Below are 24,502 nucleotides of genomic sequence, written 5' to 3' on the forward strand. Positions count from 1 at the left end.
TCGTCCTTTAGTGTGGTTTAATTGACCTTAATATTTAGAATTCCCATCAACCGGAGTTAGTTATCGTAGAGGCAGGTTTTGAACCTAGATTGCTGCCATCAGGCGTAACTCTTTTGCTAAACCCGCCCGTACTGGTGCATAAAGAAAGGGTATAGGGTATAGAATTTAATCGTGAATTGCGCATCAAATTACACAACCATATCTTTAGTGGTAGGAGCTATTTCAAATAGCATTTGCCGCAAATCCGTGCAAAATGTTGGCACTTCGGCAGGGGTGCGGGGCTTAGCTAAAAACTTGCAGTTTGCCCACTGCGCTCGCCATTGGTTGGAAACAGATTTCTCGGCTGTTAGTAACACGAGAGGAAGCGATGCTAGTTGGGGTTGTCGTCGGATTTGCTTAATCAAGTCGAATCCAGAAGCTCCTGGCATATTGATATCGAGAAAAATTGCTAAGGGTTGAGATTCCATCATTGTTTGCACCGCAGTCAGAGCATTGTTGGAATACTTCACTTGGTATCCCCAACCTTCTACGAGCTGACGAAATTGCTGGATTAGTAGAGGTGAGTCATCAACAATAAAGATTTCTGCTGAAGCTTGAGAATTGTCAGGAGTGTTAACGGACTTTTCTATTTCTACTAAGCCTCTTTCGATCAAACGGCTAAAGAATTTTGCGACTTCTAAAGGATCTTTTCCCATCGTTCGGGCGATCGCCGCTAAATTTTTACCTGGTTGGACTAAGTTTTGTAACTGCTGCTGTTGTGCTGTTGGCATAGAAGCAGCTGCTATTGCCTCCTGTTGCAATATCAAAGTGCTATCGAGGGAAGGAATATATTTTTGCAGTTGCTTCCATTGACTTTGGCGGTTCGAGGCTTCTACAAACAAACCACTCAATTCAAAGCCGCGAATTGGAGTATTGACAACGAGTTCGGGTTCGGAAAAAAACTGAGCTTGTCCGCCGTAGTCAAATAAATATGTATCTAAATCGATGAGAATTTTTTGCCGCAGTGCTTGCGTTACGTCGTCGTGAGTGACCAATTTCATATTGACCATCTCGACGACAATTTTGCTTAAAGGCGTGGCTTCCTTACTAGATAATTCCTGTTGTAGCTGTCCGAATGCTTGTTGTGCTTGTGGTTGGCGCAGTTGAGGTATAGATTGATTTAAAGTTGCTAAAAAGGCTTCCACGCTGCTAGTTTCTCAATTCCAGAGGAAATGACCCGCCCTTGCACGACTCCTAGATAACGAGGTTGAGGAATACGAGAGCGCTCTCCTTTGCTTAATTGAATTTGCCAGTACCCTGTTAGGGTATCGTCAAAAACTTGCTTCAGTCGGTCGGTTAGTTCTGATGCCCCAAACGAAAAGCTTAAATTTGATTGCATACCAATTATCCGCGAAAGTCCCTATACTCTGGCAACCCTAGTTTTCTCGCTTTTATAGTTCCCTAAATTTTCAGATTGCTAACATCTTCGTCAAGAATTTAAGTGCAGGCGATTGCGGCAACAAAGGGCAAAAGCTATCTATACTTTTTCTTAAGAGCCTCCAACTAGCAGCTTTGCAGCCAGCAAAATATGAAAGAAACACAAGTATTCAGAGTTTATGAGCGATAAATATTATACTCAATATGTACTCTGACAGTTAAGACCGTCTTAACAGTGGTGCAAATTACGCCCGTTTGAGAGCCTGGTTCTGGGTAATATTGGCAAAAATATTGGTGAAGTAGCATTGGCTACTATCCCGTTTAGGAGATTAGATTGATTCGCCATCCCCAGGCAGGGTACACAAGGCTGGAAATTTAACAACCACAAGGGTGATATGAGCCAAGAAAAACCTTCTCCCATGCCAGAAGATAAAAACTTTTCAGCCATCAATTTGAATGCCGCAGGCATTGACATTGGTGCTGATAGGCATTGGGTGAGCGTGCCTGTAGGACGGGATAATGAGAGTGTACGCAGCTTTGGTTGCTTCACAACTGACCTATACGCGATGGCAGATTGGCTCAAGGTTTGTGGAGTGAAAACGGTAGCAATGGAATCAACAGAAGTTTATTGGATACCTGTATTCCAAGTTTTAGAAAGTTGTGGATTGGAAGTGAGGTTGGTGAATGCCCATTACGTTAAAACCGTCCCTGGGCGCAAAACAGATGTATTAGATTGTCAGTGGTTGCAACAATTGCATACCTACGGTTTATTATCAGGGTCATTTCGTCCGCAAGAGCAAATATGTGTTTTACGTAGTTATATCCGCCAACGAGATAACTTAATCAAAAGTGCTTGTGTCCATATACAGAGGATGCAAAAAGTCCTGACTCAGATGAACCTACAGTTGCATCGGGTCATTAGCGACATCACCGGCACTACTGGCATGGCGATTATTCGTGCCATTGTTACAGGTGAGCGTAACCCAGATGTGTTGGCATCACACAAGGATGGACGTGTCAAAGCCAGTTGTGCCGAGATTGCTGCTGCCTTAACTGGGGACTATCGACCAGAAATGGTATTCATCTTGCAACAGGAATTACAACTTTACGATTTTTTTCAAATACAGATCTCTGCCTGTGATGCCCAAATTGAGCAATGCTTGGCATCTTTTGGATCTAAAGTTGATGTGAATGCTTCGCCCTTAGCTAAACCAAAACGTCGTGGAAAAAAGCAACCCGGCAATGCACCCCAGTTTGACTTGCGTTCTGAACTGTATCGCATGAGTGGTGTGGACTTTACTCAAATTGATGGTTTAGGGGCTGTGAGCGTACTTACCCTGATCTCAGAGTTAGGGTTAGACGCGACACGCTTTCCCACTGTCAAGCACTTTACGTCGTGGCTCGGTTTATGCCCTGGTAGTCGCATTACTGGCGGCAAAGTTAAAAGTTCTAAATCTCGTCGAGTTGTCAACCGCGTTGCCGCCACTTTACGCACCGCCGCACAATCTCTTTGTCGCTCTCACTCTGCTTTGGGTGGCTTTTATCGCCGTCTAGCTGCTCGCTTAGGCGCACCTAAAGCGATTACTGCCACTGCACATAAGTTAGCCCGTATTTTCTATCGTCTTTGGACAACAGGTAATCTCTATACTGACCCTGGTCTTGATGCCTATGAGCAACAATACCGAGAGCGCACCCTCAAAAACCTGAAGCAAAAAGCTCAAGCTTTTGGCTTAGAACTCATCCCTATTTCTGACCCTACAGAATGTGTTTCTTAGGAGTCGCTAAGTAAGCGGGTTGTTTGCATTTAACGAACATAAAATCTTTTCAGAGATTGACAGTAAGAAAGTGTTAAGAAAACCTATATTTTTGCAGCGCTGTTTTCAACTTATCGCAATTGTTTTTGGCTTGTGGCTAATTTTCGATCTTGTCACCCGTCTGGGGGCAGAGATTTTTTGGTTTCAAGAAGTCGGTCACTTGCCAGTATTAAGACTACGACTATTAACCCAAGGTTTATTATGGGCGATCGGCTTTGGCATCACGGCTTTGTATTTGTTGGGTAATTTAGTGGTGGCTGAACGCTTGATAGGGAGCAGGGAGCAGGGAGTAGGGAGCAGGGAGGGACAAGGGGGACCCCACGACCGTTCGGCGAAGCCGTTCCCGAAGGGTAGGGAGTGGGGATTAGGGGGCGAAGGGAGACAAGGGAGCAACTACCAACTACCAACTACCAACTACCAACTACCAACTACCAATTACCAACTACCAACTACCAACTACCAACTACCACCACACCTATTTCTCCCCCTAGTCCTGCTATTAAGTCTGTTGGTGGGGCTGTTGTTGTGGCATTACGGTCAAATTGCTAGGCAGTATTGGCAACCTGACTTGAACTTACCGAATATATCACCGCTAATTCCCAAGTTATTTAGACCAGCGTCAGTTTTCTCTCTGGGCGAACGATTGTTCTCCCAAGTTTGGGCGCTGGGTGTGTTGGCAGGATTAGCGATCGCGCTATTATTCTATACACGCTTTTTTCTGTGGGCGATCGCTATTTTATTTAGTGTCATTTTTGGTCTAGTTCTGTCTGGAAATTGGGCAAGAATACTGAAATATCTCAATCCCACCACTTTTAATAGTACCGAACCCGTCTTTAATCGCGATATTAGCTTTTATATCTTCACCCTCCCACTAGGAGAGTTATTAGAATTTTGGCTGGTGGGAATGTTTTTGTATAGTTTAACTGCTGTCGCTCTGACTTACCTCCTAGCAGGAGATAATTTAAGTCAAGGGCGATTTACCAGGTTTACGCGATCGCAGCAGCGACATCTAGAGGGATTAGGCGGCTGTTTCATGCTAGCGGTTGCTCTCAGTTATTGGTTAAACCGCTACGAATTACTTTATTCTCGCCGTGGCGTGTCCTTCGGCGCAGGTTATACGGATGTAACGGTACAGCTACCAGCCAATACTTTCTTAAGTTTATTGGCAGTGGCGATCGCTACTTTTCTGTTCTGGGGCGCAGTTTTTGGTTATCCCAAACAATTCAGACGCAAGTTTTTAATTGGGAGCGTTAGCGCGTATTTACTGATTGCTATAGGAACTGGTACGCTATTACCCTCAGCCGTGCAGCGTTTTGTCGTACTCCCGAATGAATTAGAGCGAGAACGACCCTACATTCAGCGAAGCATTGCATTAACTCGTCAAGCATTTAACTTAGGCATCGATAACCGCACCTTTGACCCACAAAATAATCTTACCTATCAAGACATTCAAGCCAACGACCTCACCATTCGCAATATTCGCCTGTGGGATCAACGTCCCCTATTAGAAACAAATCGCCAATTGCAACAAATCCGACTGTATTATCGGTTTCCCGATGCCGATATCGATCGCTATACCTTACTACAAGATACAGTTCCGCGCCGACCCAGTGCCTCACCACCATATACAACCGAACAACAGCAACCTGGTGCAGATGCGGTTAACACGGAAACAAGGCAAACTTTGATTGCTGCAAGAGAGTTAGACTATAGCGCCGTACCTCAAGAAGCGCAAACGTGGGTCAACCAACACTTAATTTACACGCATGGCTATGGTTTTACCCTCAGTCCCGTAAATACTGCGGCTCCTGGAGGACTACCGGAGTATTTTGTCAAAGATATCAGCGACACAACGACTGATGGCAGTACTCTGGCTGTCTCTAGCGAAGCAATCCGCGACAGTGTTCCCATCGGACAACCGCGAATTTATTTTGGGGAAATTACAGATACCTACGTCATGACGGGTACGCAGACAAAAGAATTAGACTACCCCAGTGGCAATGATAATGTTTATAACGTTTATGACGGTCGAGGTGGGATTAATATTGGTTCTTTTTGGCGACGGTTGCTATTTGCTAAGTATTTAAACGACTGGCAAATGTTGTTGACACAGGATTTTACACCCCAGACGAAGTTACTATTTCGGCGTAATATTAATCGCAGAATTCGGACGATCGCTCCTTTTATCCGCTACGATCGCGACCCTTATTTGGTAGCTGCGGATACAGGAGACGGACAAAGCTATCTTTACTGGATTGTAGACGCATATACGACGAGCGATCGCTATCCCTATGCCGAGCCTGGTAATGAGGGAATAAATTACATCCGCAATTCAGTTAAAGTTGTTATCGATGCTTATCACGGTGCGGTTAATTTTTATATTGCCGATCCTAACGACCCCATAATTAGGACTTGGCAAAAAGTTTTTCCTGGATTGTTCCAGCCTTTAAGCGATTTGCCAACAAGTTTGCGATCGCACATCCGCTATCCCCTAGATTTGTTTAGCATCCAAGCAGAACGGTTGACAACTTATCACATGACCGATCCGCAAGTATTTTATAACCGAGAAGACCAGTGGCAAATTCCTACTGAAGTCTACGGCAATGAAGCAAAATTAGTCGAGCCTTATTATTTAATCACCAGTTTACCTACCGTACCTTTTGAGGAATTTATCCTTTTATTGCCTTACATTCCCAGTCAAAGGACGAATTTAATTGCTTGGTTGGCAGCGCGATCGGACGGCGAGAACTACGGCAGATTATTGTTGTACGAGTTTCCCAAACAGCGACTGGTTTATGGTCCCGAACAAATCGAAGCAAGAATTAATCAAGATCCAGTCATTTCTCAACAAATTTCGTTATGGAATCGACAGGGTTCTAGAACAATTCAAGGAAATTTATTGATAATTCCCATAGAACAATCGCTGTTATATGTCGAACCACTTTACTTAGAAGCAGCGCAAAATAGCTTGCCAACTTTAGTACGGGTCATTGTGGCTTACGAAAATAGAATTGTGATGGCAGAGACTTTAGAACAAGCATTACAAGCTATTTTTCAACAAAAGGAAACACCTGCAACGCCAATTATTCGTCCAGTGGAAGAAAATAACTGAAAATATCGCAAAAGGTAGATGGCAGAAGGAAAAACCTTGTGGGTAAGAGATTATAGGTAACTTTGATCTCTTAACAAGTTCACTCTTTGCGATAAACCTCTAGTTCGGTTCAATTGCTTGTTTGAGGAATGACTCGATGGTTTGCAAAGGAAGAAACATTTGTAAAGGAGAGTCAAGACTCTCAAAACCATAGCGTAAGTAATAGGCTTTAGCTGTTTCATCTTTAGCATCCACAAACAGCCCTATTCCACCCGCATTTTCTGCTACAACCAGCGCCCGCTGCATCGCTTCAACTATTAAAATTCCTCCAATTCCTTGTCGTTGCCAATTTTTGCCGACTGCTAAGCGAGCTAATTTTACCCCTGGAATTAGAGAAGGATATTTCTTCGCCCATTTTTGGGGCAGTGCTTGTAAGCGTACTTCGCACAAAGTCAAGGTAAAAAAACCAATAATTTCTCTAGGACAAGCGCAATCAATGAGAACGAAAGTACGAGAAATGCCTTTCTGTATATGTTGCCGTGCTGTCTGTTTCAGAAATTGGTTAAGGGCTTCGTTGCCACAGTCAAACTGTTCGCGTTCGTGAGATTTATCGAGTAGTTGAATGACTTTCACTAAAAAAATCTTGGTGTCGAGCAATTGCTGAGAGCAGTTTTTGATTGGCAGCAGGCGGGTTTTCTAGTGAATGAAAAATCTTGTCTGCATCTTGTTGTGTAATGCTAATTATCCGTTCTGCTTCTAGAACTTTTTGGGCTTCTTTGAGGGCTGCTTGGATGAGAAATTGGTTCAAGGTAGCACCAGACAAGTCAGCAGCTTTTTGCAAGGTTTCTTTGACTGAAGCAGAAACCCTTGCCGTGACTCGTTCATCATTTTGAGGGCGTTTAGGCATGATACATTTTGGCTTTTTATAGTGTTACTATAACTGAAATGGTGACAAAATGACACCGACTTTTGCTTTTTAGTTTTATTTACCTAGTTTAATTTACATAAAGAGGAAGTTGACTTGAAAGAACCTTTTTGATATTTATCTTGAGGTGGGTGTATAAAAAGATGCTTGTTAGCATCGGAGTTTAATTAAAAATTAAACATTAAAATGCAGTATTTAATGTATGTCTAACTTCAAAAGCAACGATCGCCTGGAGTCAGAAGTTACGAATCGTACGAGCGGGCAAGTGAGCGATCGCCCGCGTGCGGAATCAACTGTCGGACGCAGCAACAATGGAATACTCGTGTTTTTGTTGGGTGTAGTTTCTACCCTGCTGTTGGTGGTTTTAGTCGGTGGTGGATTGTACGTATTTACCCAACAGCGATCGACTCAATCGGCGACAAACCTAATACCATCAAATAACGAACCTCAACCAAACGCTGCGCCTCCTCCAACTCAAGCTGAGACGAGTACGATAGCCGCGAGTCCTCCTGCTGCTACAGATGCGATCGATCCTTCGTTACCCGCGCCACAAACTCTTAGCCTCCAAGTCAATCATGCAAATGGCACGACAGCGCGACTTACGGGAATTACCTTTTCTGACGACCACATCACCGTCGATCTCAGCGTGACAAACGGTCATCGTAATGCCATTCGACTCAATAACAGTCGCGATATGGTAATCGCAGATAATTTGGGGAATCAGTATAATCTGGCAGAACCACCAAACAACGAAGATATTAGAATTGACCCCAACACGACCCTTAAAGGAAAATTTGTCTTCAACGGTCGAATTGCTCCTGATGCAACTACTTTGACCTTAACTACCAACAATAGATTTGGTGGCAATGAAAATTTTAGTAATAACCCGAAGATGACCTTTAATATCCCGCTTCAGGGTGAAGGAAAATGAGAGAGCAATTCGGAATTCGGAATGCGGAATTGTGAATGTGAAGTCGATCGCTTGCTTGTTACTGATGCTAACGGTTGCTTGTGACACTCAGCAGGTAAGTCATTCTGATGCAACAAAGACTCAGCAGCCTTCAACTACTGCAATTACAACTTTAGAAGAACCACAGGCGATCGCGGTGACTCAATTAGAATCTCCCCGTCAATCGGGTGCTTCTGTGACGCAGCTAGAGGTCGTCCAATCTACTCAAGCAACGCAAACAGCAGTCCAAAAAGCTTTGACAGACTTAAAAGCCCAAGAAACTAGCACAGGTATTCGGATTAATTTACCAGAAAATGTTTTATTTGATTTCGATAAATCGAATATTCGTCCTAGTGCTAAACCAACGCTACAAAAACTGAGCCTACTGCTGAAAAACTATGCCAAAGCACCCGTTACCGTCAACGGGTATACAGATAGTAAAGGTAGCGATGCTTACAATCAGGTGATTTCTCAGAAGCGGGCAGAAGCTGTCAAAAACTATTTAGCGCAAAACTTTAATATTAATAATAGCCGGATGACAGCTAAGGGTTGGGGTGAAAAACAGCCCATCGCCCCAAATACAAAGTCCAATGGTGCTGATAACCCAGAGGGGAGGCAAAAAAATCGGCGGGTAGAGGTGATTATAAGTCGTAAGTCGTAAGTATTTCACGCACCACGCACCACGCACCACGCAGCTATCAACTATCCATTACCCATTACCGTATAATCTCCCGATTTACCACCTGTCTTACTCACCAAACGTATCGCTTCTATCTGCATCGATTTTTCTAGGGCTTTTGCCATGTCGTAAAGTGTTAAAGCAGCGACAGAGACGGCGGTGAGTGCTTCCATTTCTACACCAGTTTCGGCTTTGGTTCTGACTGTGGCAATAATTTGATAGCCAGGAAGTTCGGGATCGGGGGTAATTTGGACTTCGACTTTTTGTAGGGGTAAGGGATGGCACAGGGGAATGAGATTTGATGTTTGCTTGGCTGCCATAATTCCGGCTAGTCTTGCCGTTCCCAAGACATCACCTTTGGGGGCGTTGCCAGCTTGAATTGCTGCCAAAGTCTCTGCTTGCATCCTCACTCTACCAGAGGCGATCGCTTCTCGAACTGTTGGCTGTTTGGCGGAAACATCTACCATCTGAGCTTGCCCTTGCCAATCGAGATGAGTCAAATTAGCAGTAGAAAAATTTTCTTGTGTCATTTAGTCAAAGTGTGTGTTACTATAAGTTTCTGGCAAGGGTGTGTAGCTCAGTGGACTAGAGCACGTGGCTACGGACCACGGTGTCGGGGGTTCGAATCCCTCCTCGCCCGTTTTTCATGTGTGGGGGCAGGTTTACAAGCCTGCCCCTATTTTAATGCGTATGCGTCCTGACCCCTGCCCAAGGCAAAACGTAAAGAGGCAGGAAAACTTTTGCTCGAATGGGTCAGAAAGATGAGTAAAGCGAGGAAAGTTAGCCCGCCAGCCGCACCAAACATCGCCCGATAACCGACTTGTTCGGCAATTAGACCTAAGAAGGGACCCGCGATCGCAATTCCCACATCGAACCCCACCATACACACGCCAAAGATTCTACCCCGTTCGTCTGGCTGGGCGCGGTCTACAAGTAGTGCGGCAATGGTAGGCAATAGCATTCCTGCCCCAGCCCCTTCGATGATTGCTGCCCATAAAAACATACTGGCATTGGTAGCTTGCCATAGTAGCAGCATCGATACCGAGTAGAGGATCAAGCTGATAGAAATAAATAAACCCCTGCCGTAACGGTCGGAAGCTCGTCCCGTAGTCAAGCGCACAACAAAACTGGCGATCGCGGCTGCGGTGTAAAATAAGCCTGCGTTTAAATCTACTTGAGTCGATTTAATAAATAAGGGTGCGAAGGTACTTAAAGTTCCGAAAGCTAATCCGACCAGTAATAAAACAATCGCGGGGATACGCAGTCGCGGACTGAATAATAAACCCCAAAACCGATCTGCTGAAGGGCTTTCGGTTGTCACTTTCGCGATCGGTGGATTGTAGACTTGGGAAGTAAACAAGATGCCCAAAAATCCCAACCCTGCCGAGAGGAGAAAGAGGGGTGCATAGCCAGCCCCAGCTTGTAAAAAACCGCCGATGGCGGGTCCCACTGCCATTCCAATCGCGGTCACTAAACTCATATAGCCGATAACTTCACCGCGATGTTGGGGGGGTGCAATATCGGCGACTAGGGCGCTGTAGCCCGTGGTAAAAGCGGCAATACTGATAGCATGAAACGCTCGCAGTATCATTAGTAGAGGAATAGATTCAATGACTGCATATCCTAAAGGAGCGATCGCCACTACAGTCGTGCCGATATACAATACCAGCTTACGACTGCGGCGATCGGCAAGCTGTCCCAACCAAGGACGAAATAATAACAGTCCGATGGCAAAACAGCCCATCACCATACCAATTTGTTGCTTGTTCGCCCCCACATCCTCGATATAAAGGGGCAGAACGGGCAATAATGCTGTCAGACTAGACCAGAAACTCAGCCCAGCACAGAATAAAATCAGCAAATTTCGCCGCAAACTGCGATCGAATTTAAGAAAAACGTTCAAGGTTCAAGAAAGGGAGTAGGGAGTATCCGGTGTAGAGACCTTACATGTAACGTCTCTACACCGGATATTTTTACTTTACTTAACATTATGACCTACGACCTCTCGCACGCGATAGATTGGGCGACCTTGGGATTCATGATACGTCCGCATCAAAAGTTCTGCCAGTAGTCCAAAGCAAAACAACTGTACCCCAGTGATGAATAGCAAGACAGACAAAATCAATAAGGGACGATTGCCAATACTTTGACCCAAACCCAATTTTAAGAAAGTCAAATATAGCCCGATTGCCGTACCTAAGACTAGAGACAGCAGCCCAAAAAGACCAAATACGTGCATGGGACGGGTGAGAAACTTTTTCATGAAGGAGATTGTCAGCAGATCCATCAATACGCGAAACGTCCGCCACAACCCGTACTTGCTACGACCAAAACGCCGTGCGTGATGTCTCACGGGCATTTCGCCAATTCTCGCCCCTTCAATAAATGCTAAAGCGGGTAGAAAGCGGTGCAATTCTCCGTAGAGATTCATATCGGCTACGAGTTCCGACCGATAAGCTTTGAGGGAACAGCCGTAGTCGTGTAACTTGACACCTGTTGTTATGCCAATGAGTTTATTCGCAATTTTAGAAGGAAGCAAGCGAGTTAAAGCTGCATCTTGTCGTTGTTTGCGCCAACCGCTTACCAAATCATAGCCCGCATCTAGTTTGGCAAGTAAAGCAGGAATATCCGCCGGATCGTTTTGTAAATCTGCATCCAGAGTGACGATCGCTTTCCCTGTAGCATATTTAAACCCAGCCGCCATTGCTGCTGTTTGTCCGTAGTTGCGTCGTAACAAGACAGCTTTTAAATCAGTACGTTCTGTTGCTTGTTGCTTGAGGAAATCCGCCGAACCGTCTTTGGAGCCATCATCGACGCAAATAATATCGTATGTCAAACCACTTGCTTTCATGGTAGAAGCGATCGCCTCCAGCAAATGAGGTATGCTCTCCACCTCGTTGTAAACTGGTACGACCACGGAAACATCTAGTTTAGTTGAGGCGATCGCCCCATTGGACTGAGTTAAGCTATCGGAAACGATCATTGGTAGTGAGTGGGGTGTGGGGTGTGGGGTGTGGGGTGTGGGGTGTGGGGTGTGGGGTGTGGGGTATAGTAAGTGAATTGTGACTTGTCTCCTGTCTCCTATCTCCTCATTTTTGACTTTTGACTTCTAACTTTTGACTTTTGAATTCCGAATTCCCTCGTAACATTTAACGACTCTGCCGTAGGAACGCAGCTGTTGAAAATACGACCGACCGATCTCGTCTTCCTCTGCTGTTAAGCGATTGATCGCAATACCGTTGCGCCCCATTTTTTGCCCAGAACTATGTATATAAGATCCAGCACCTAAATATAGCCCTACATGGGTAGCTTTCTTATCCGTCCCAAAAAAGACCAAATCTCCAGGTAAAATTTCCGCTTCAGAAATTGTTTCGACAAAGGCTTCCTGTTGATAAGCATCTCTGGGCAACCAAACACCCACTGAAACAAAAGCTGCTTGGATCAAGCCCGAACAGTCATAGTTTGGTCCTAACATTCCACCCCATAAATAGTAATTGGGTTGCTGCATAGCTTGACATGCATAGTCAATAACTTTTGGCAAGCGACGATCGATTTCTGCACGAGAAAGAGCGATCGCTTGATAAGGAGACTTGGCTGTAGCTAATTTTTGTATGTCAGATCCGAGCAGCCAACCTGGATAATCATCTTCACACAAGCACACCTCAATTGCTGACGGGTTGTCAGGTATAGTCGTAACTTGTAAATGTCTTCCATCTGCTGCTTGAGTTGCCAAGCGATCGCACTGAGGAGAATCATATATATTTAGAGGACTGAGGCACTGATATTCGATGCCAATTTGTAATTTGAAATTTGTCATTGGTCATTGGTCATTTGTGAGTAGCTAGTTTTTACTTACGACTTACGACTTACGACTTACCCATTACCTCGCTATGATATTTTTCCGCAAAGACGAACAACTAGAAACTCTGGGCGATCGCGTTTTAGAAACAACCTGGGCAGAATTTCCGGCTTTGGCACGTAACCAAATTGCTCTGACGTGGATTGTCTACGATCCTCCAGTTCCCGTCAATACAGGTGGCGCTTTGAGTCCCCAAGCCTTTTGGAATTTTCCAGTGCGGGGGTATAGCTATCGCGGTGTAGAACGAATCTATCCTGCTAGTATCGTCAAACTATTTTATTTGGTGGCGATGCAAGAATGGCTAGAAAAAGGCATGGTTGGGTCTTCGCCGGAGATCGAACGCGCCATGCGCGATGCGATCGCTGATTCTAGCAATGATGCAACTAGTTTAATAGTTGACGTTCTCAGCGGTACGAGTAGCGGTCCCGAACTCCCAGCCGCGCCTTTTGAAACTTGGAAAACTCAACGCAATATCGTTAATCGCTACTACCAGTCTCTTGGTTGGGAGGAGATGGCAACAATTAACGTCAATCAAAAAACTTGGTGCGATGGTCCCTACGGGCGCGAACGAGCGTTTGTAGGAGAATTGATGGACAATCGCAATATGCTGACAACCAATGCTACGGCAAGATTGTTACATAGTATTGTAGGTGGGGTAGCGGTGTCTAGCGGGCGATCGCAAGCAATGATGGGATTACTCAAGCGCAGTCTCAACCCTGGCGATTTAGCAACAGATAATGACGAAGACCAAATTACGGGTTTTTTAGGTGGCGGATTACCCCCAGAGGCGCAACTGTGGGCAAAAGCTGGCTGGACGAGTCAAGTCCGTCACGATGCTGCTTATATAGAAATTCCTAATTTGCGACCATACTTATTAGTCGTATTTACCGAAGGTCGCGCCCACAGCAAAAATCGTCATATCTTACCCTTTATCTCGCAGCAGATCGCTGCCGCAGTCGCTACTTTGGGCAGCCGGGAGTTGTAGGGGCGGTTTTTTTTGAAGATCCTTGTGAAAAACAAACAGTTCTGCAATTAAACCCGCCCGTACGGGAGTCGGGGGAAGAGAGCTGAGGGAGCTGAGGGAGCTGAGGGAGCAATTCTAGTCACCAGCCACCAGCCACTAGTCACTGTCAACCGTCAACAAATGACAAATGACAAATGACAAATAAATATTGACAAATCATAAAAAGCTAGAGCTAATAACTAATAGATAAGGTGAATTATGCAAGTTTTCGGCATAAAATCTTCTAGGAGTGAACGCAAATATGCTTTTTTCTCGTCATTTGCCGTTGGTGTTCGGTGTTGCGTCCTTGACCGTACTCGGTTGGGGTTTATCTGCTCAAGCTCAGACGTACGATCGCGATCGCCTACAGTTAAACCAACCTGCACAACCTCCAGATCGTGTCGTCCCGATGCCAGGAATGTCTGTGACTTCAGCTACGACTCTTACGACTCAATCTGCTGCACTTTCAGAGTTAGAAACGACAAAAATCGATAATTCCCAGATCGCACAAGTCGATAGTGCTGATGTGGGACGCGCAGTTATTGATGGTTCTAGCTATGTTGGCATTGCCGCTAATATAGGTTTGGATGGGGACACGGATTTAGGCGACTCTAACTTTGCCGTGATTAGCAAAATTGGGCTGCCCGGTAACTTCTCAGTGCGTCCGTCTGCTATCTTTGGGGGAGATACGGTTTTTCTGATTCCCCTAACTTACGATATTTCTTTGCCAGGAGTCGATGTCATAGATGCTGCGCTACCCATATCACCTTACATAGGTGGGGGAGTTGCGATCGCCTCTGGCGATGACAGTCAAACCGACTTCTTGCTTACTGGTGGGGTAGATTTTCCCCTGACTAATCAATTCACTGCTACGGCTGGGGTAAATGTTGCCTTTTTTGAGGAAACTTCCATTGGTTTATTACTAGGAGTCGGCTATAACTTCCCTGGCTTCTAAAAATAGTAGAGACGTTATGGCAGGGAGCAGGGAGCAGAGAGCAGGGAGCAGAGGAAAAAGACTTGGCTACTATTGCTTGTAGACAATTGAAATGTCCTCATCTATCCGCTCTCTGTTATACATGTAACGTCTCTACATCTGAATTATTTCGGACTAACTTTATCAATCGTACCTAGAGTACCGTCGTCTTTGACCGTCCAAACGTCATAGACTCCGACGACATCACCGTTAGCATCGACATCGACGTTACCGCTAGCGCCTTGATAATTGATATCTTGACCTTTGCGTAGTAACTCTAAACCTTTGCAAACATCGGTGACTGCCGTACCTGGGGCATTGGCTACTTCCCGTAGTTTACCCGCGATCGCTTCTCCAGAGTTTGCCTTGGCTGCTTGCGCGGCGAGGACGAGGAGTGCTGTGGCATCCCAAGCTTGAGGGACGTATTCCCCAACTGCCTGATTTTTCTTTTGTTTCCACAGTTGGGTTAACGCTGTCAGTGCTTTGCCATCTGCACCAGGCACAGTCCCAATTGCTCCAGTGACGATATATTTCCCGTCATCTTTCTTGCCGACTTTTCCAGGGAAGGTAGCGGACTTCACCCCATCGGTAAGCATCACCTGTACTCCCTGCATTAATCCTTGCTCGTATGCAGATTTTAGTAAGATGCTGCCTGTTTCTTCATACATTACGGCAATGACTGCCTGCGGTTTGCCAGCAAAAGCCGCTGCGGCTTCAGTTTCAAATGTTGTTGCTTTAGGATCGTAGCGAGTCGGTCTACTTTCGTTAACGACAGTTCCACCCAGTTTTTTAAAAGTTTGGACAAAAGCTTTTTCAAAACCTAGACCGTAGTCGTTATTAATTACTACAGTCGAGACTTTATTAAAACCTCGTTTTTTCGCTAATTGAGCTAAAGCTTCCGCTTGGTAAGTATCGGGGGGAGCTGTTCGCGCCCAAAAGCCTTTAAATTCACCTTTTTTAGCTCTATCTGTAAAGACAGGGCTAGTACTACCAGGCGAGATCAGCATCACCTTATTACGCACGGCAATTGGCACAGCAGCGCTAGAAACGCTACTAGCAAAAGAACCAACGACACCCGCTACGCGATCGACGTTTGCTAGTTTCGTCATGGCTGCCGCACCCTTACGCGGATCGGTTTCATCATCTTCTGCCACTAGGGTTACAGGTGCGCCATTCACACCACCGCAAGCATTGACTGTCTCTATAACTAAGGGAACAGCACCCGACATTTGTTGTCCGATGGGACCTAGATCGCCTGTAGCAGGGAGAAGAGAACCAAGCTTCAGTGCTTGAGTATTAGCTGCAACATTTGTTGCGACCCCAGCTGTTGCTGGAGCAGAATCGGCAGTTGTTGTTTGGGGCGTGTTGCTTGTTGTTGTGGTTTGTTGACAAGCGGCAGCCAAAAAACCGAGCGAGAGAGTAGCAGTAACTAAGCCAAGAGTACCTGATAAGCGTTTCACCAAAGCCGGATCGGTCGTTTTCATAGAGTTGTTTATCGTTGATGCGATTGAAAATTAATGCAGATTATTCTTGCATAACTGGGTAGAAAACTGGATCTAATTACACCTACTCAATGGCGGAGATATTTTCTTCCGCAATAAAGTTCCCGATCGCAATAATTTCTACCAAATGATAGAGGAACGAGGCGATTGGCGATCGCTGCGACTTTTTTTCAGCTATGAGTTTATGAGGTGTAATTCACCCACAGCAGAAATCTGGTAAATTTTTAAAACGGAGAGGGAGGGATTCGAACCCTCGGATGGGTCTTACGAGTCCATCAACAGATTAGCAATCTGCCGCTTTCGACCACTCAGCCACCTCTCCTGGTGACATGGCTTCATGATTATAACAAGCTTTGCGCCAAGAAGCAAAAGATCGGTTGTCAGTTGTCAGTTGTCAGTTATCAGTGACTAGTGACTAGTGGCTAGACTTTCCTCCTTGTCCCCTCACCCCTCACTCCTCGCCCCTCACTCCTCGTTTATGGCTTACCGCAATCCCGTTCCTACAGTTGACATTATCATCGAATTAATTGACCGACCGCAGCGACCGATCGTCTTAATCGAGCGCCATAATCCTCCTTACGGTTGGGCGATCCCTGGCGGTTTTATTGATTATGGAGAGTTAGCAGAACTAGCCGCACGTCGAGAAGCTGAAGAAGAAATTGGCTTGCAGGTAGAATTAATCGAACAGTTCCACGTTTATTCCGATCCCAACCGCGATCCGCGCCAGCATACGTTAAGTGTAGTATTCATGGCTACGGCGACAGGCGAACCCAGAGCTGGGGATGATGCTAAGGGTGTTGGCATTTTTGAATCGTGGCAAGTCCCTACGAACTTATGTTTCGACCACGATCGCATCTTGCGCGATTATTGGCGTTACCGTCATTACAATATTCGTCCCTTGTTAGCGAGTGAGTAGGGTTTACTTAACATAGTTGTTGTTCTACTGTGATATTTGGCGAACAAACTTCTACAAGTACAGCCAACCTTACGCCAAATTAGGCTGTCACGCATTTAACTTGCATCATCAGCCCAGACATTTTGACTTTTGACTTTTAACTTTTGACTTACTTATGACTCGCAAAATCATCCGTACCGATGCCGCACCCGCACCCGTGGGACCATATAATCAAGCGATCGCGGCTAGCGGACAAATGGTATTTGTCGCTGGGCAAATTCCCCTCGATCCTCAGAGTGGGGAAATTATCGGTACGGGGGATGTCACCGCCCAGACAAAGCAAGTGATGGCAAATTTAGAGGCAATTCTCGCCGCAGCAGGAGCAAAGTTTCAGGATGTGGTGAAGACAACCGTATTCTTAAAAGATATGAATGATTTTGCGGCGATGAATGCGGTTTATGCTCAATATTTTGATGAAGCAAATGCCCCAGCGCGTGCTTGCGTGCAAGTATCGCGGTTGCCAAAAGATGTGTTGGTAGAGATTGAGTGTATTGCGGCGATCGGTGCTTAATTGCATGGTTTGAGTGGCGCGATCGCGTTCAGCTATTGCTTAGCAACGTCAAACCACTCGATTAATTTTCTATATTACTAGAGCCTAGCTTTTATTTTTTCTATCTCAGTTTGAAACAATAACCTATATCCAATCGCAGATTGATAGCTATTTGGTTTATTAATTAAATTGTCATTTGTTGGGCGTAACTACATCAAAAGACAGAGTGATTGTATCAGTAAAAACATTTTATCTCCGTCGCTAGCAAGATACATTATTTAGATAAAGTTTTAGTCTGGTTAATAAGTTCAAATTAAATGGAAGGTCTTAATATGGCTCTTCACAAACTTGAGGACTTTGATACTAATTATCGAGATTCTTTTGACGGCGACGATATCAAAAATTATGAGGTTTATTCAGACAGGGATAATGAGAAAGTAGGCACTGTCAAGAATATCTTGGTCGATGAAGATGGTCGTTTTCGTTATTTAGTTGTTGACACTGGTTTTTGGATTTTTGGTAAACAAGTATTACTACCAGTGGGACGTTCTCGGATTGACCAAAACCAGCGACACGTTTATGCAGTTGGCTTTACCAAAGAGCAAGCAGAAAATTTACCAGCGTTTAGCGACGATCTGAAAATTGATGACGCATATGAAGAACGGGTGCGGGGAGTTTATCGCGATCGCCCGCTAGAATCATCAGCAGCATTAGGTTCAACAGCTTCAGCAGCAAAAACAGTTAATTCCGATCGCAGCACTTACAACTATCAGCAAGAGCCAGATCTGTACGATATGAACCAGCCAGATCGTCAATCGCTCAAGCTGTATGAAGAAAGGCTGATTGCGAATAAAACCCGTCGTAAAGCCGGAGAAGTTTCCGTAGGCAAGCGCGTTGAAACTGAAACAAAAAGAGTTTCAGTTCCAGTAGAAAAAGAACGAGTCGTGGTCGAGCGCGTCACGCCAAATGATGCTGGTAAACCAGCTGCTCCAGGAGAAGCAAACTTCCGCGAAGGTGAAGCTGCACGTATGGAGATCTATGAAGAAACTCCCGACATTCGTAAGGAAGCTGTTTTACGCGAAGAAGTCAAAGTTAGAAAGGAAACCGATCGCGAAATGGTCAACGCCGAAGAAACGGTGCGGCGAGAAGAACTAGATTTGGATGCTCCAGGTCGTCCGGTTGTAGATAAGAACGATCCTAACTACCACCAATAGAGCATTTACGAAAGTCCTACCCCTAGATGCTCGTCATCTGGCAAGAGTCTGACTAAGATTGACTTTTGAAGTGACTAAAAATTGACGCATGGTAATCGAATCGGCGATCGCAGAGGCGGCAATTGAGACAAACATCAAGCAATTTTTGTCAGTCCTAGCAGTATCTCTGGGTGTGGCAACGCTACCGCAAATCTTCAGTTGGTTTCGCCAAATTCCCTACACCTTACTACTAGTCATTGTCGGTTTGGGATTGGCGTTTGTGGATGTTCGCCTCGTGGAACTATCCCCTGGACTGATTTTGTCAATTTTTCTACCCCCACTGCTGTTTGAAGCTGCTTGGAATTTGAAATGGTCGGACTTAAAGCAAAATCTCGTGCCAATTTGCCTTTATGCCGTAGTCGGTGTAGTTATATCAATTGCAGGCGTAGCATTCAGTTTAAATCAATTTGCCGCATTGCCGCTGACGACAGCGTTGCTGATTGGCGCGAGTCTCTCTGCCACCGATCCGGTTTCCGTTACGGCTGTATTTCGTGAGTTGGGTGTCAGCAGTCGCTTGACAACTTTAATGGAAGGCGAAAGCTTATTTAATGATGGAATGGCGGTAGTTGCGTTTGAATTTTTAGTAGCACTGTCTTTCGGAAACACCCAGTTGGGAGTTCAACCAATTTTAGTTCAGTTTTTTGTGGTTGTGGGCGTTGGTGTTGCTGTAGGAGGCTTAATTGGTTTTGGTATTTCCTATCTGACGCAAAGATTCGATCTACCGCTGGTCGAACAATCTTTAACGCTGGTTGCAGCTTACGGCACTTACATAATTACCGAAGATTTGGGCGGTTCTGGGGTGATTGGAGTCGTGACTTGCGGCTTGATCTTAGGGAACTTTGGCTCTCGCATCGGTATGAATCCCCGCACGCGAATTATTGTTAGCGAGTTTTGGGAGTTTCTGGCGTTTTTCGTCAACTCGATCGTATTTCTGCTAATTGGCGACCAGGTTCACTTTACAACATTGGGAGAGAATTTAGGAATTATTGCCGTGACGGTGGGGGCGATTGTTGTCATGCGGGCGATCGCCATTTATACTCTCAGCCAGTTGAGTAATTACACGACCAAATCTAATATCCCCTTACCAGACCAAACCGTACTTTGCTGGGGTGGATTGCGCGGTTCCGTCTCTATTGCTCTAGCATTGAGCGTATCTGCTGCTCTACCAGAGCGAGATAAAATTATTGCTACGGTGTTTGGGGTAGTGTTATTTACCTTGCTGTTTCAAGGATTGACAATTAAATCTTTGCTGCAAAAGCTAAATTTATTAGGCGCTCGCCCCCAACAAGAGCAATATATGGAATTTTTAGCACGACGGGTTGCCCTCGATCGCGTGCTAAAACAGTTACAGGCAGACCAGCGCCCAGGTATCGATCCAGAGTTTTATCGCTACCAAGAAGCGCTGATCGAAGGCTCAATTGAGGATTTGCAAACAGAAATCGAGCAACTGCAAAGCCAGTACCCCGACCTGAAAAACTTTAGTGCCGAACAATTACGCTCCGAACTGCTAGCAACGGAGGCGAATACATATGCGGAATTTGTCAAAGCCGGACGATTGAATCGAGAACTGTCACCGTTTCTCCCAGAAGTGTTGCACACTGGAGATGGGCAGAGCGATTGAGTATTTGGCGATTAGAAATCGCGACTACACAAGCGAAGTCCGCCTGCGTGGACTTAGGAAATTAAATGCGTTTGAACCTGCGCTCGTCTGGTTTTGTCTGTATAGCTGCGAATTCTATTCGCCCAAACTTGGGGCTATTAAGAAGAATGCTGCCACCGATCCAGAATATCTTTAAACAAAGTTTCTTCAATCCAGGTTTTAGCAACCACTGCGAGGGGGAGTGCCATTAGCAACCCTAAAGCTCCAAAAAAGGTAGTGAAGAAAATTTGTGCCGTCAGCGTTACCGCAGGTAGCAGCGCCACTTGATGAGCCATCACGGTTGGAGTTAACCAATAACTTTCAACATTCTGAATCACAATATACAAAACTACAACAGCGAGAGCTTTCCAGGGTGCATCCAGAAAAGCGATCGTTGCTGGCAAAAATACACTCAAGTTTGAGTCACAAGCAATAAATTAGAGCGATCGCTTTGACAAAATATCCACAATATGGTATTGATATGCAAGTAGTGGTGAGGCTCAAGCCCTTGCTAGCTCTGCATTGTAGCCATGAACGAAGTACCAAATCGCTCTCCTTGTGATTGTTGAGCTTTTTGGAGAATGATAGACTTGCTCTTACCAGCCCTTGAAATCCGTTGTCTTAACGTATTATTTAATCGTTCAATATGATTAGTTTGACCTGTTTTTTACCAACAGAGCGATCGCGTTCAGGGGGAATAACTGTGTTGTAAGCTTGCCAAAAATCCGTATAAGCGACAGCACATTGCTGATAAACAGGGGTGAAAGAAGCCTATAATTTGTGAGCAGATTTTCGAGTTCTATCTCCGATAAAGCAACCAACAATTATCCGAGAATCTCGCTCAATTGTTAGCCAGACCTAAACCTCGTTTTTCTTACTATCAACACTACTTGCATATCACTACCCACAGTCCTCATACGGTTTTCATTGCAACAAAAGCTTTACCGAGTGAAGGAGAAGTTTAAATCGCATCAAAATTATAGTTCCTCACTCAAACTGCCCGATCGACGAATAATTTACAGCTCGCCACTTTTTCATTCTTATGTGCAACCCTGGTGTTGAGAAATTGACTTAATAGGCTAATTCGGCACTCGTTATGCAACTGTTTTTTTGTAGGAGAGACAACAGTTGTCGATTTATATCGTCCATGCGATTCTTGGTTACTCTATCTCTCTGGATAGACTTCTCGGTTACATCTAAAGATAGATAAGTAAACTACGTACACCAAACCAAGTTTACTAGTTCACAATTCGTGCTAGATGGAGCTAAAAAATAAGTTTTATAATCTTAGTAGAGTCTTTTGGTTAACAACAACTCAAATATCAATTTAAAAGACAGCTTCAGCTCCTGGGCAGCGACAGTTTTATAGAAGTGTGAGGCAAAAGGTAGTGCGGTAGCGTTCGTGCCAAATTGTGCTGACTCGGTAACGCAAATAAAGAGTTAGAAGTGTCTGCGTTTAAATCGCTCCAATTGTCTGATGAAATTCAGTTGCAGGTTGGGCAATTGGACAAGCTTCTTCACAGGAGAAATCCAAATGAGTGATTTTTGCCCGATTCAGCGATTCGACCACCTTGAGTTCTATGTTGGGAACGCAAGGCAGGCAGCACTGTTTTATTCCAAGTGTTTTGGATTCACGATCGCTGCCTATCGAGGACTGGAAACTAATAGCCGCGCCACTGCCTCATACGTACTAGAGCAAGGAGATATTCGCTTTGTTTTGAGTACGGGACTGCATCCAGAACATCCCATCTCCAAAAGCGTACTCAAACACGGCGACGGAATTGCCATTATTGCTTTAGAAGTCCCTGATGTTGTTAGCGCCTATCAGGAAACAACTAAACGAGGTGCGGTGGGAGCGATCGCCCCAACAGAAGCACGAGATGAGTATGGAGTGTTACGCTACAGTGCGATTCATGCTTATGGCGATACCTTAATCGAGTTCGTCGATCGCAGCAGTTATACAGGTGTTTTTGCTCCTGGTTTTGAACCTCGGAATCTACATGCCAACCGCAAAGGAGTGGGATTGAAAACCATCGACCACGTAGTTGCAAATGTAGAACTAGGGGCAATGGAGAGGTGGACGCGGTTTTTTGCTGAGACGATGGGCTTTAACCTATTAATACATTTTGACGATCGCTCTATTTCTACTGAGTACTCAGCCTTAATGTCCAAGGTAATGCAGGACAGCACGGGTACGATTAAATTACCCATTAACGAACCAGCTTTAGGCAAGGGCAAATCTCAAATTGAAGAGTACTTGGAATATTATCACGGAGCCGGAATTCAACACGTTGCCTGCGCGACCGACAGCATCGTCGAGACAGTCACTCAGATGCGGGCAGCAGGAGTTGAGTTTCTATCGACACCAAAAACGTATTACGAAAACTTAGAGGAGCGAGTAGGAAAAATCGACGAGCCAATCGAGCGGCTAGCCGAGTTAGGCATCTTAGTAGATCGAGAAGAAGATGGGTATTTATTACAAATCTTCACCCAGCCAGTACAAGACCGACCGACGCTGTTCTTTGAGGTCATTGAGCGACACGGAGCGCAAGGCTTCGGTGAGGGGAATTTCAAATCCTTGTTTGTCGCGATCGAACGCGAGCAAACGTTGAGAGGCAATTTGGCGATCGCAACGGTGTGAAACCATGACTTACTACTACTATTTGGGGAACATTCCCCACAAACGACACACTCAATTTCGTCAACTAGATGGCTCTCTGTATCATGAAGAATCGATCGGGCTTCGTGGCTTCTCAGGCGTGCAATCTTTGCTCTACCACCTGCATCCACCCACGCAAATACAGAAAATTTGGATCGAGGGCAACGTAGAAATTCCCTACGAAGACCAAAGCCCCTTGCATCACCGCCACCTACGCACGGCAAATATGTCAGCGAAAGGCGATGCTGTGGAATCGCGCATCCCCTTGATGGCAAATGCAGACATATGTATATCAGTCGCTTGCCCGACACGACCTATGCAGTATTGGTATCGGTTCGCCTGCGGCGATGAAGTCATTTTCATCCATGACGGGAGCGGCGTACTAGAAACTCAGTTTGGCAATCTCTTCTACCGACCTGGCGATTACTTGGTGATTCCCACGGGAGTTCTTTGGCGTATTCTCCCTGATGCCGCAGTCGAGCAGCGCATGTTGGTTGTAGAAGCTTACGGACACATCGAGCCACCAGCGCGTTATCTCAATCGCTACGGTCAATTTCTCGAACACTCCCCCTACTGCGAGCGCGATATTCGCCCGCCAGGGCAGCTAATTATCCATGACGAGGAAGGAGAATTTGAGGTTCGAGTCAAAGCCGGAAACCAGATTACCAGCTACCTCTATCACCATCATCCCTTAGACGTTGTGGGATGGGATGGGCATCTTTGGCCCTTTGCCTTCAACATCGAAGACTTTGAGCCAATTACAGGTCGGGTTCACCAACCGCCTCCAGTGCATCAAACATTTGAAGCCCCCGGATTTGTTTTGTGTTCCTTCGTACCGCGTCTGTTTGATTATCACCCTTTAGCAATTCCGGCTCCATACAACCATTCCAACGTCGATTCAGATGAGGTGATTTACTACGCAGAAGGAAAATTTATGTCACGTAAAGGAATTGAACGGGCATCGATAACCGTTCATCCCAGGGGTATTCCCCACGGTCCTCACCCAGGTATGTACGAGGGGTCAATTGGAAAAGAACGGACTGATGAACTCGCTGTGATGATCGATACCTTTCGTCCGCTGAAGTTGACACAGCACGCTCTTAAATTTGAGGACAAAGACTATTCATATAGTTGGGTTAGTCATTAGTCATTGGTCATTGGTCATTCGTCACTGCTTCCTTGTCCCCCTTCGCCCCCTAATCCCCACTCCCTACCCTTCGGGAACGGCTTCGCCGAACGGTCGCGGGGAAGAGCGAGTTCCCCCTCGTCCTCCTTGTCCCCTCTACTCAAAAGCT

Annotated in this window: 21 protein-coding genes, 2 tRNA genes and 2 pseudogenes; 13 read left to right on the forward strand and 12 right to left on the reverse strand. The window is 45.5% G+C overall.

The features are described 5' to 3' along the window. Positions 1-188: 188 nt before the first annotated feature. Positions 189-1,184: a response regulator gene (locus tag N4J56_RS17140; protein ID WP_317107530.1), complete on the reverse strand. Its 996-nt coding sequence runs from the start codon at positions 1,182-1,184 to the stop codon at positions 189-191. After that, a complete protein-coding gene (locus tag N4J56_RS17145) occupies positions 1,169-1,378 on the reverse strand; it encodes a hypothetical protein (RefSeq protein ID WP_317107531.1) in 210 nt (69 codons plus the stop codon). The genes N4J56_RS17140 and N4J56_RS17145 overlap by 16 nt, the downstream gene beginning before the upstream one ends. 457 nt (positions 1,379-1,835) lie before the next feature. On the opposite strand from N4J56_RS17145, the gene N4J56_RS17150 reads away from it, so the two are divergent. Next, positions 1,836-3,191: an IS110 family transposase gene (locus N4J56_RS17150; protein WP_317110614.1), complete on the forward strand. Its 1,356-nt coding sequence runs from the start codon at positions 1,836-1,838 to the stop codon at positions 3,189-3,191. A 70-nt stretch (positions 3,192-3,261) separates the two neighbouring features. Beyond that, positions 3,262-6,342 (forward strand): UPF0182 family protein, encoded by a 3,081-nt coding sequence (locus tag N4J56_RS17155; protein WP_317107532.1) that lies wholly within the window; start codon positions 3,262-3,264, stop codon positions 6,340-6,342. 99 nt (positions 6,343-6,441) lie between these two features. Here N4J56_RS17155 and N4J56_RS17160 read toward each other — a convergent pair whose 3' ends face one another. Continuing rightward, positions 6,442-6,954 carry a GNAT family N-acetyltransferase gene (locus N4J56_RS17160; RefSeq protein ID WP_317107533.1) on the reverse strand — a complete coding sequence of 171 codons (513 nt, stop codon included), beginning with the start codon at positions 6,952-6,954 and terminating at the stop codon, positions 6,442-6,444. Further along, on the reverse strand, positions 6,929-7,228 hold the full coding sequence (locus N4J56_RS17165) for a DUF1778 domain-containing protein (RefSeq protein WP_039717198.1): 300 nt from the start codon (positions 7,226-7,228) through the stop codon (positions 6,929-6,931). The genes N4J56_RS17160 and N4J56_RS17165 overlap by 26 nt, the downstream gene beginning before the upstream one ends. Positions 7,229-7,448: 220 nt before the next feature. On the opposite strand from N4J56_RS17165, the gene N4J56_RS17170 reads away from it, so the two are divergent. Continuing rightward, positions 7,449-8,177 carry a hypothetical protein gene (locus tag N4J56_RS17170; protein ID WP_317107534.1) on the forward strand — a complete coding sequence of 243 codons (729 nt, stop codon included), beginning with the start codon at positions 7,449-7,451 and terminating at the stop codon, positions 8,175-8,177. A 31-nt stretch (positions 8,178-8,208) separates the two neighbouring features. After that, the gene (locus tag N4J56_RS17175; protein ID WP_317107535.1) at positions 8,209-8,856 is read left to right on the forward strand and encodes an OmpA family protein; all 648 of its coding nucleotides are present in this window, start codon (positions 8,209-8,211) and stop codon (positions 8,854-8,856) included. 41 nt (positions 8,857-8,897) lie between these two features. Here N4J56_RS17175 and moaC read toward each other — a convergent pair whose 3' ends face one another. After that, a complete protein-coding gene (moaC, locus tag N4J56_RS17180) occupies positions 8,898-9,404 on the reverse strand; it encodes a cyclic pyranopterin monophosphate synthase MoaC (RefSeq protein WP_317107536.1) in 507 nt (168 codons plus the stop codon). Between the two features lie 36 nt (positions 9,405-9,440). Between moaC and N4J56_RS17185 the strand changes: the two genes are divergently transcribed. Beyond that, positions 9,441-9,514: transfer RNA gene (locus N4J56_RS17185), tRNA-Arg, on the forward strand. Positions 9,515-9,550: 36 nt separating this feature from the next. Here N4J56_RS17185 and N4J56_RS17190 read toward each other — a convergent pair. The 3 genes from N4J56_RS17190 to N4J56_RS17200 form a co-directional block, all read right to left on the reverse strand. Beyond that, complete coding sequence (locus tag N4J56_RS17190) at positions 9,551-10,777, reverse strand: MFS transporter (protein WP_317107537.1); 1,227 nt, start codon at positions 10,775-10,777, stop codon at positions 9,551-9,553. Between the two features lie 75 nt (positions 10,778-10,852). Next, complete coding sequence (locus N4J56_RS17195; RefSeq protein ID WP_317107538.1) at positions 10,853-11,857, reverse strand: glycosyltransferase family 2 protein; 1,005 nt, start codon at positions 11,855-11,857, stop codon at positions 10,853-10,855. Between the two features lie 126 nt (positions 11,858-11,983). Next, positions 11,984-12,691, reverse strand: a complete 708-nt coding sequence (locus tag N4J56_RS17200) for an NlpC/P60 family protein (protein ID WP_317107539.1) — start codon at positions 12,689-12,691, stop codon at positions 11,984-11,986. A 73-nt stretch (positions 12,692-12,764) separates the two neighbouring features. Between N4J56_RS17200 and N4J56_RS17205 the strand changes: the two genes are divergently transcribed. After that, a complete protein-coding gene (locus N4J56_RS17205) occupies positions 12,765-13,718 on the forward strand; it encodes a serine hydrolase (protein ID WP_317107540.1) in 954 nt (317 codons plus the stop codon). 280 nt (positions 13,719-13,998) lie between these two features. Beyond that, positions 13,999-14,691, forward strand: coding sequence for a hypothetical protein (locus tag N4J56_RS17210; protein WP_317107541.1), 693 nt, complete (start codon positions 13,999-14,001; stop codon positions 14,689-14,691). A gap of 143 nt (positions 14,692-14,834) precedes the next feature. On the opposite strand, the gene N4J56_RS17215 is transcribed toward N4J56_RS17210, so the two are convergent. Both N4J56_RS17215 and N4J56_RS17220 read right to left on the reverse strand, forming a co-directional pair. Continuing rightward, complete coding sequence (locus N4J56_RS17215) at positions 14,835-16,169, reverse strand: ABC transporter substrate-binding protein (RefSeq protein WP_410500521.1); 1,335 nt, start codon at positions 16,167-16,169, stop codon at positions 14,835-14,837. Positions 16,170-16,441: 272 nt separating this feature from the next. After that, positions 16,442-16,533: transfer RNA gene (locus N4J56_RS17220), tRNA-Ser, on the reverse strand. Positions 16,534-16,689: 156 nt separating this feature from the next. Between N4J56_RS17220 and N4J56_RS17225 the strand changes: the two genes are divergently transcribed. The 4 genes from N4J56_RS17225 (at position 16,690) to N4J56_RS17240 (ending at position 20,530) form a co-directional block, all read left to right on the forward strand. After that, positions 16,690-17,127 (forward strand): NUDIX domain-containing protein, encoded by a 438-nt coding sequence (locus tag N4J56_RS17225; RefSeq protein ID WP_410500522.1) that lies wholly within the window; start codon positions 16,690-16,692, stop codon positions 17,125-17,127. A gap of 154 nt (positions 17,128-17,281) precedes the next feature. Further along, a complete protein-coding gene (locus N4J56_RS17230) occupies positions 17,282-17,677 on the forward strand; it encodes a RidA family protein (protein WP_317107544.1) in 396 nt (131 codons plus the stop codon). A 311-nt stretch (positions 17,678-17,988) separates the two neighbouring features. Next, complete coding sequence (locus tag N4J56_RS17235; protein WP_317107545.1) at positions 17,989-18,870, forward strand: DUF2382 domain-containing protein; 882 nt, start codon at positions 17,989-17,991, stop codon at positions 18,868-18,870. A gap of 88 nt (positions 18,871-18,958) precedes the next feature. Then, a complete protein-coding gene (locus N4J56_RS17240) occupies positions 18,959-20,530 on the forward strand; it encodes a Na+/H+ antiporter (protein ID WP_317107546.1) in 1,572 nt (523 codons plus the stop codon). A gap of 137 nt (positions 20,531-20,667) precedes the next feature. Here N4J56_RS17240 and N4J56_RS17245 read toward each other — a convergent pair. Then, positions 20,668-20,964 (reverse strand): annotated as a pseudogene (locus tag N4J56_RS17245) (AI-2E family transporter); the annotation flags it as partial. Positions 20,965-21,048: 84 nt separating this feature from the next. Further along, positions 21,049-21,406, reverse strand: a pseudogene (locus N4J56_RS17250) (IS1 family transposase); the annotation flags it as partial. 676 nt (positions 21,407-22,082) lie between these two features. Between N4J56_RS17250 and hppD the strand changes: the two are divergent. Together hppD and N4J56_RS17260 are read left to right on the forward strand one after the other, a co-directional pair. Beyond that, positions 22,083-23,189 carry a 4-hydroxyphenylpyruvate dioxygenase gene (gene hppD / locus N4J56_RS17255; protein ID WP_317107548.1) on the forward strand — a complete coding sequence of 369 codons (1,107 nt, stop codon included), beginning with the start codon at positions 22,083-22,085 and terminating at the stop codon, positions 23,187-23,189. A gap of 4 nt (positions 23,190-23,193) precedes the next feature. Next, positions 23,194-24,354, forward strand: a complete 1,161-nt coding sequence (locus N4J56_RS17260) for a homogentisate 1,2-dioxygenase (RefSeq protein ID WP_317107549.1) — start codon at positions 23,194-23,196, stop codon at positions 24,352-24,354. The last annotated feature ends 148 nt before the right edge of the window (positions 24,355-24,502 follow it).

The organism is Chroococcidiopsis sp. SAG 2025 (assembly GCF_032860985.1).
Classification (GTDB): domain Bacteria; phylum Cyanobacteriota; class Cyanobacteriia; order Cyanobacteriales; family Chroococcidiopsidaceae; genus Chroococcidiopsis.

What these genes read in the sequence shown, in the direction of transcription:
- N4J56_RS17195 (WP_317107538.1), bottom strand. Translation starts at nt 11,857, where the DNA reads ATGATCGTTTCCGATAGCTTAACTCAGTCCAATGGGGCGATCGCCTCA.
- moaC (WP_317107536.1), bottom strand. Translation starts at nt 9,404, where the DNA reads ATGACACAAGAAAATTTTTCTACTGCTAATTTGACTCATCTCGATTGG.
- N4J56_RS17210 (WP_317107541.1), top strand. Translation starts at nt 13,999, where the DNA reads ATGCTTTTTTCTCGTCATTTGCCGTTGGTGTTCGGTGTTGCGTCCTTG.
- N4J56_RS17170 (WP_317107534.1), top strand. Translation starts at nt 7,449, where the DNA reads ATGTCTAACTTCAAAAGCAACGATCGCCTGGAGTCAGAAGTTACGAAT.
- N4J56_RS17145 (WP_317107531.1), bottom strand. Translation starts at nt 1,378, where the DNA reads ATGCAATCAAATTTAAGCTTTTCGTTTGGGGCATCAGAACTAACCGAC.
- N4J56_RS17235 (WP_317107545.1), top strand. Translation starts at nt 17,989, where the DNA reads ATGGCTCTTCACAAACTTGAGGACTTTGATACTAATTATCGAGATTCT.
- N4J56_RS17150 (WP_317110614.1), top strand. Translation starts at nt 1,836, where the DNA reads ATGCCAGAAGATAAAAACTTTTCAGCCATCAATTTGAATGCCGCAGGC.
- N4J56_RS17205 (WP_317107540.1), top strand. Translation starts at nt 12,765, where the DNA reads ATGATATTTTTCCGCAAAGACGAACAACTAGAAACTCTGGGCGATCGC.
- hppD (WP_317107548.1), top strand. Translation starts at nt 22,083, where the DNA reads ATGAGTGATTTTTGCCCGATTCAGCGATTCGACCACCTTGAGTTCTAT.
- N4J56_RS17230 (WP_317107544.1), top strand. Translation starts at nt 17,282, where the DNA reads ATGACTCGCAAAATCATCCGTACCGATGCCGCACCCGCACCCGTGGGA.
- N4J56_RS17225 (WP_410500522.1), top strand. Translation starts at nt 16,690, where the DNA reads ATGGCTTACCGCAATCCCGTTCCTACAGTTGACATTATCATCGAATTA.
- N4J56_RS17240 (WP_317107546.1), top strand. Translation starts at nt 18,959, where the DNA reads ATGGTAATCGAATCGGCGATCGCAGAGGCGGCAATTGAGACAAACATC.
- N4J56_RS17260 (WP_317107549.1), top strand. Translation starts at nt 23,194, where the DNA reads ATGACTTACTACTACTATTTGGGGAACATTCCCCACAAACGACACACT.
- N4J56_RS17165 (WP_039717198.1), bottom strand. Translation starts at nt 7,228, where the DNA reads ATGCCTAAACGCCCTCAAAATGATGAACGAGTCACGGCAAGGGTTTCT.
- N4J56_RS17200 (WP_317107539.1), bottom strand. Translation starts at nt 12,691, where the DNA reads ATGACAAATTTCAAATTACAAATTGGCATCGAATATCAGTGCCTCAGT.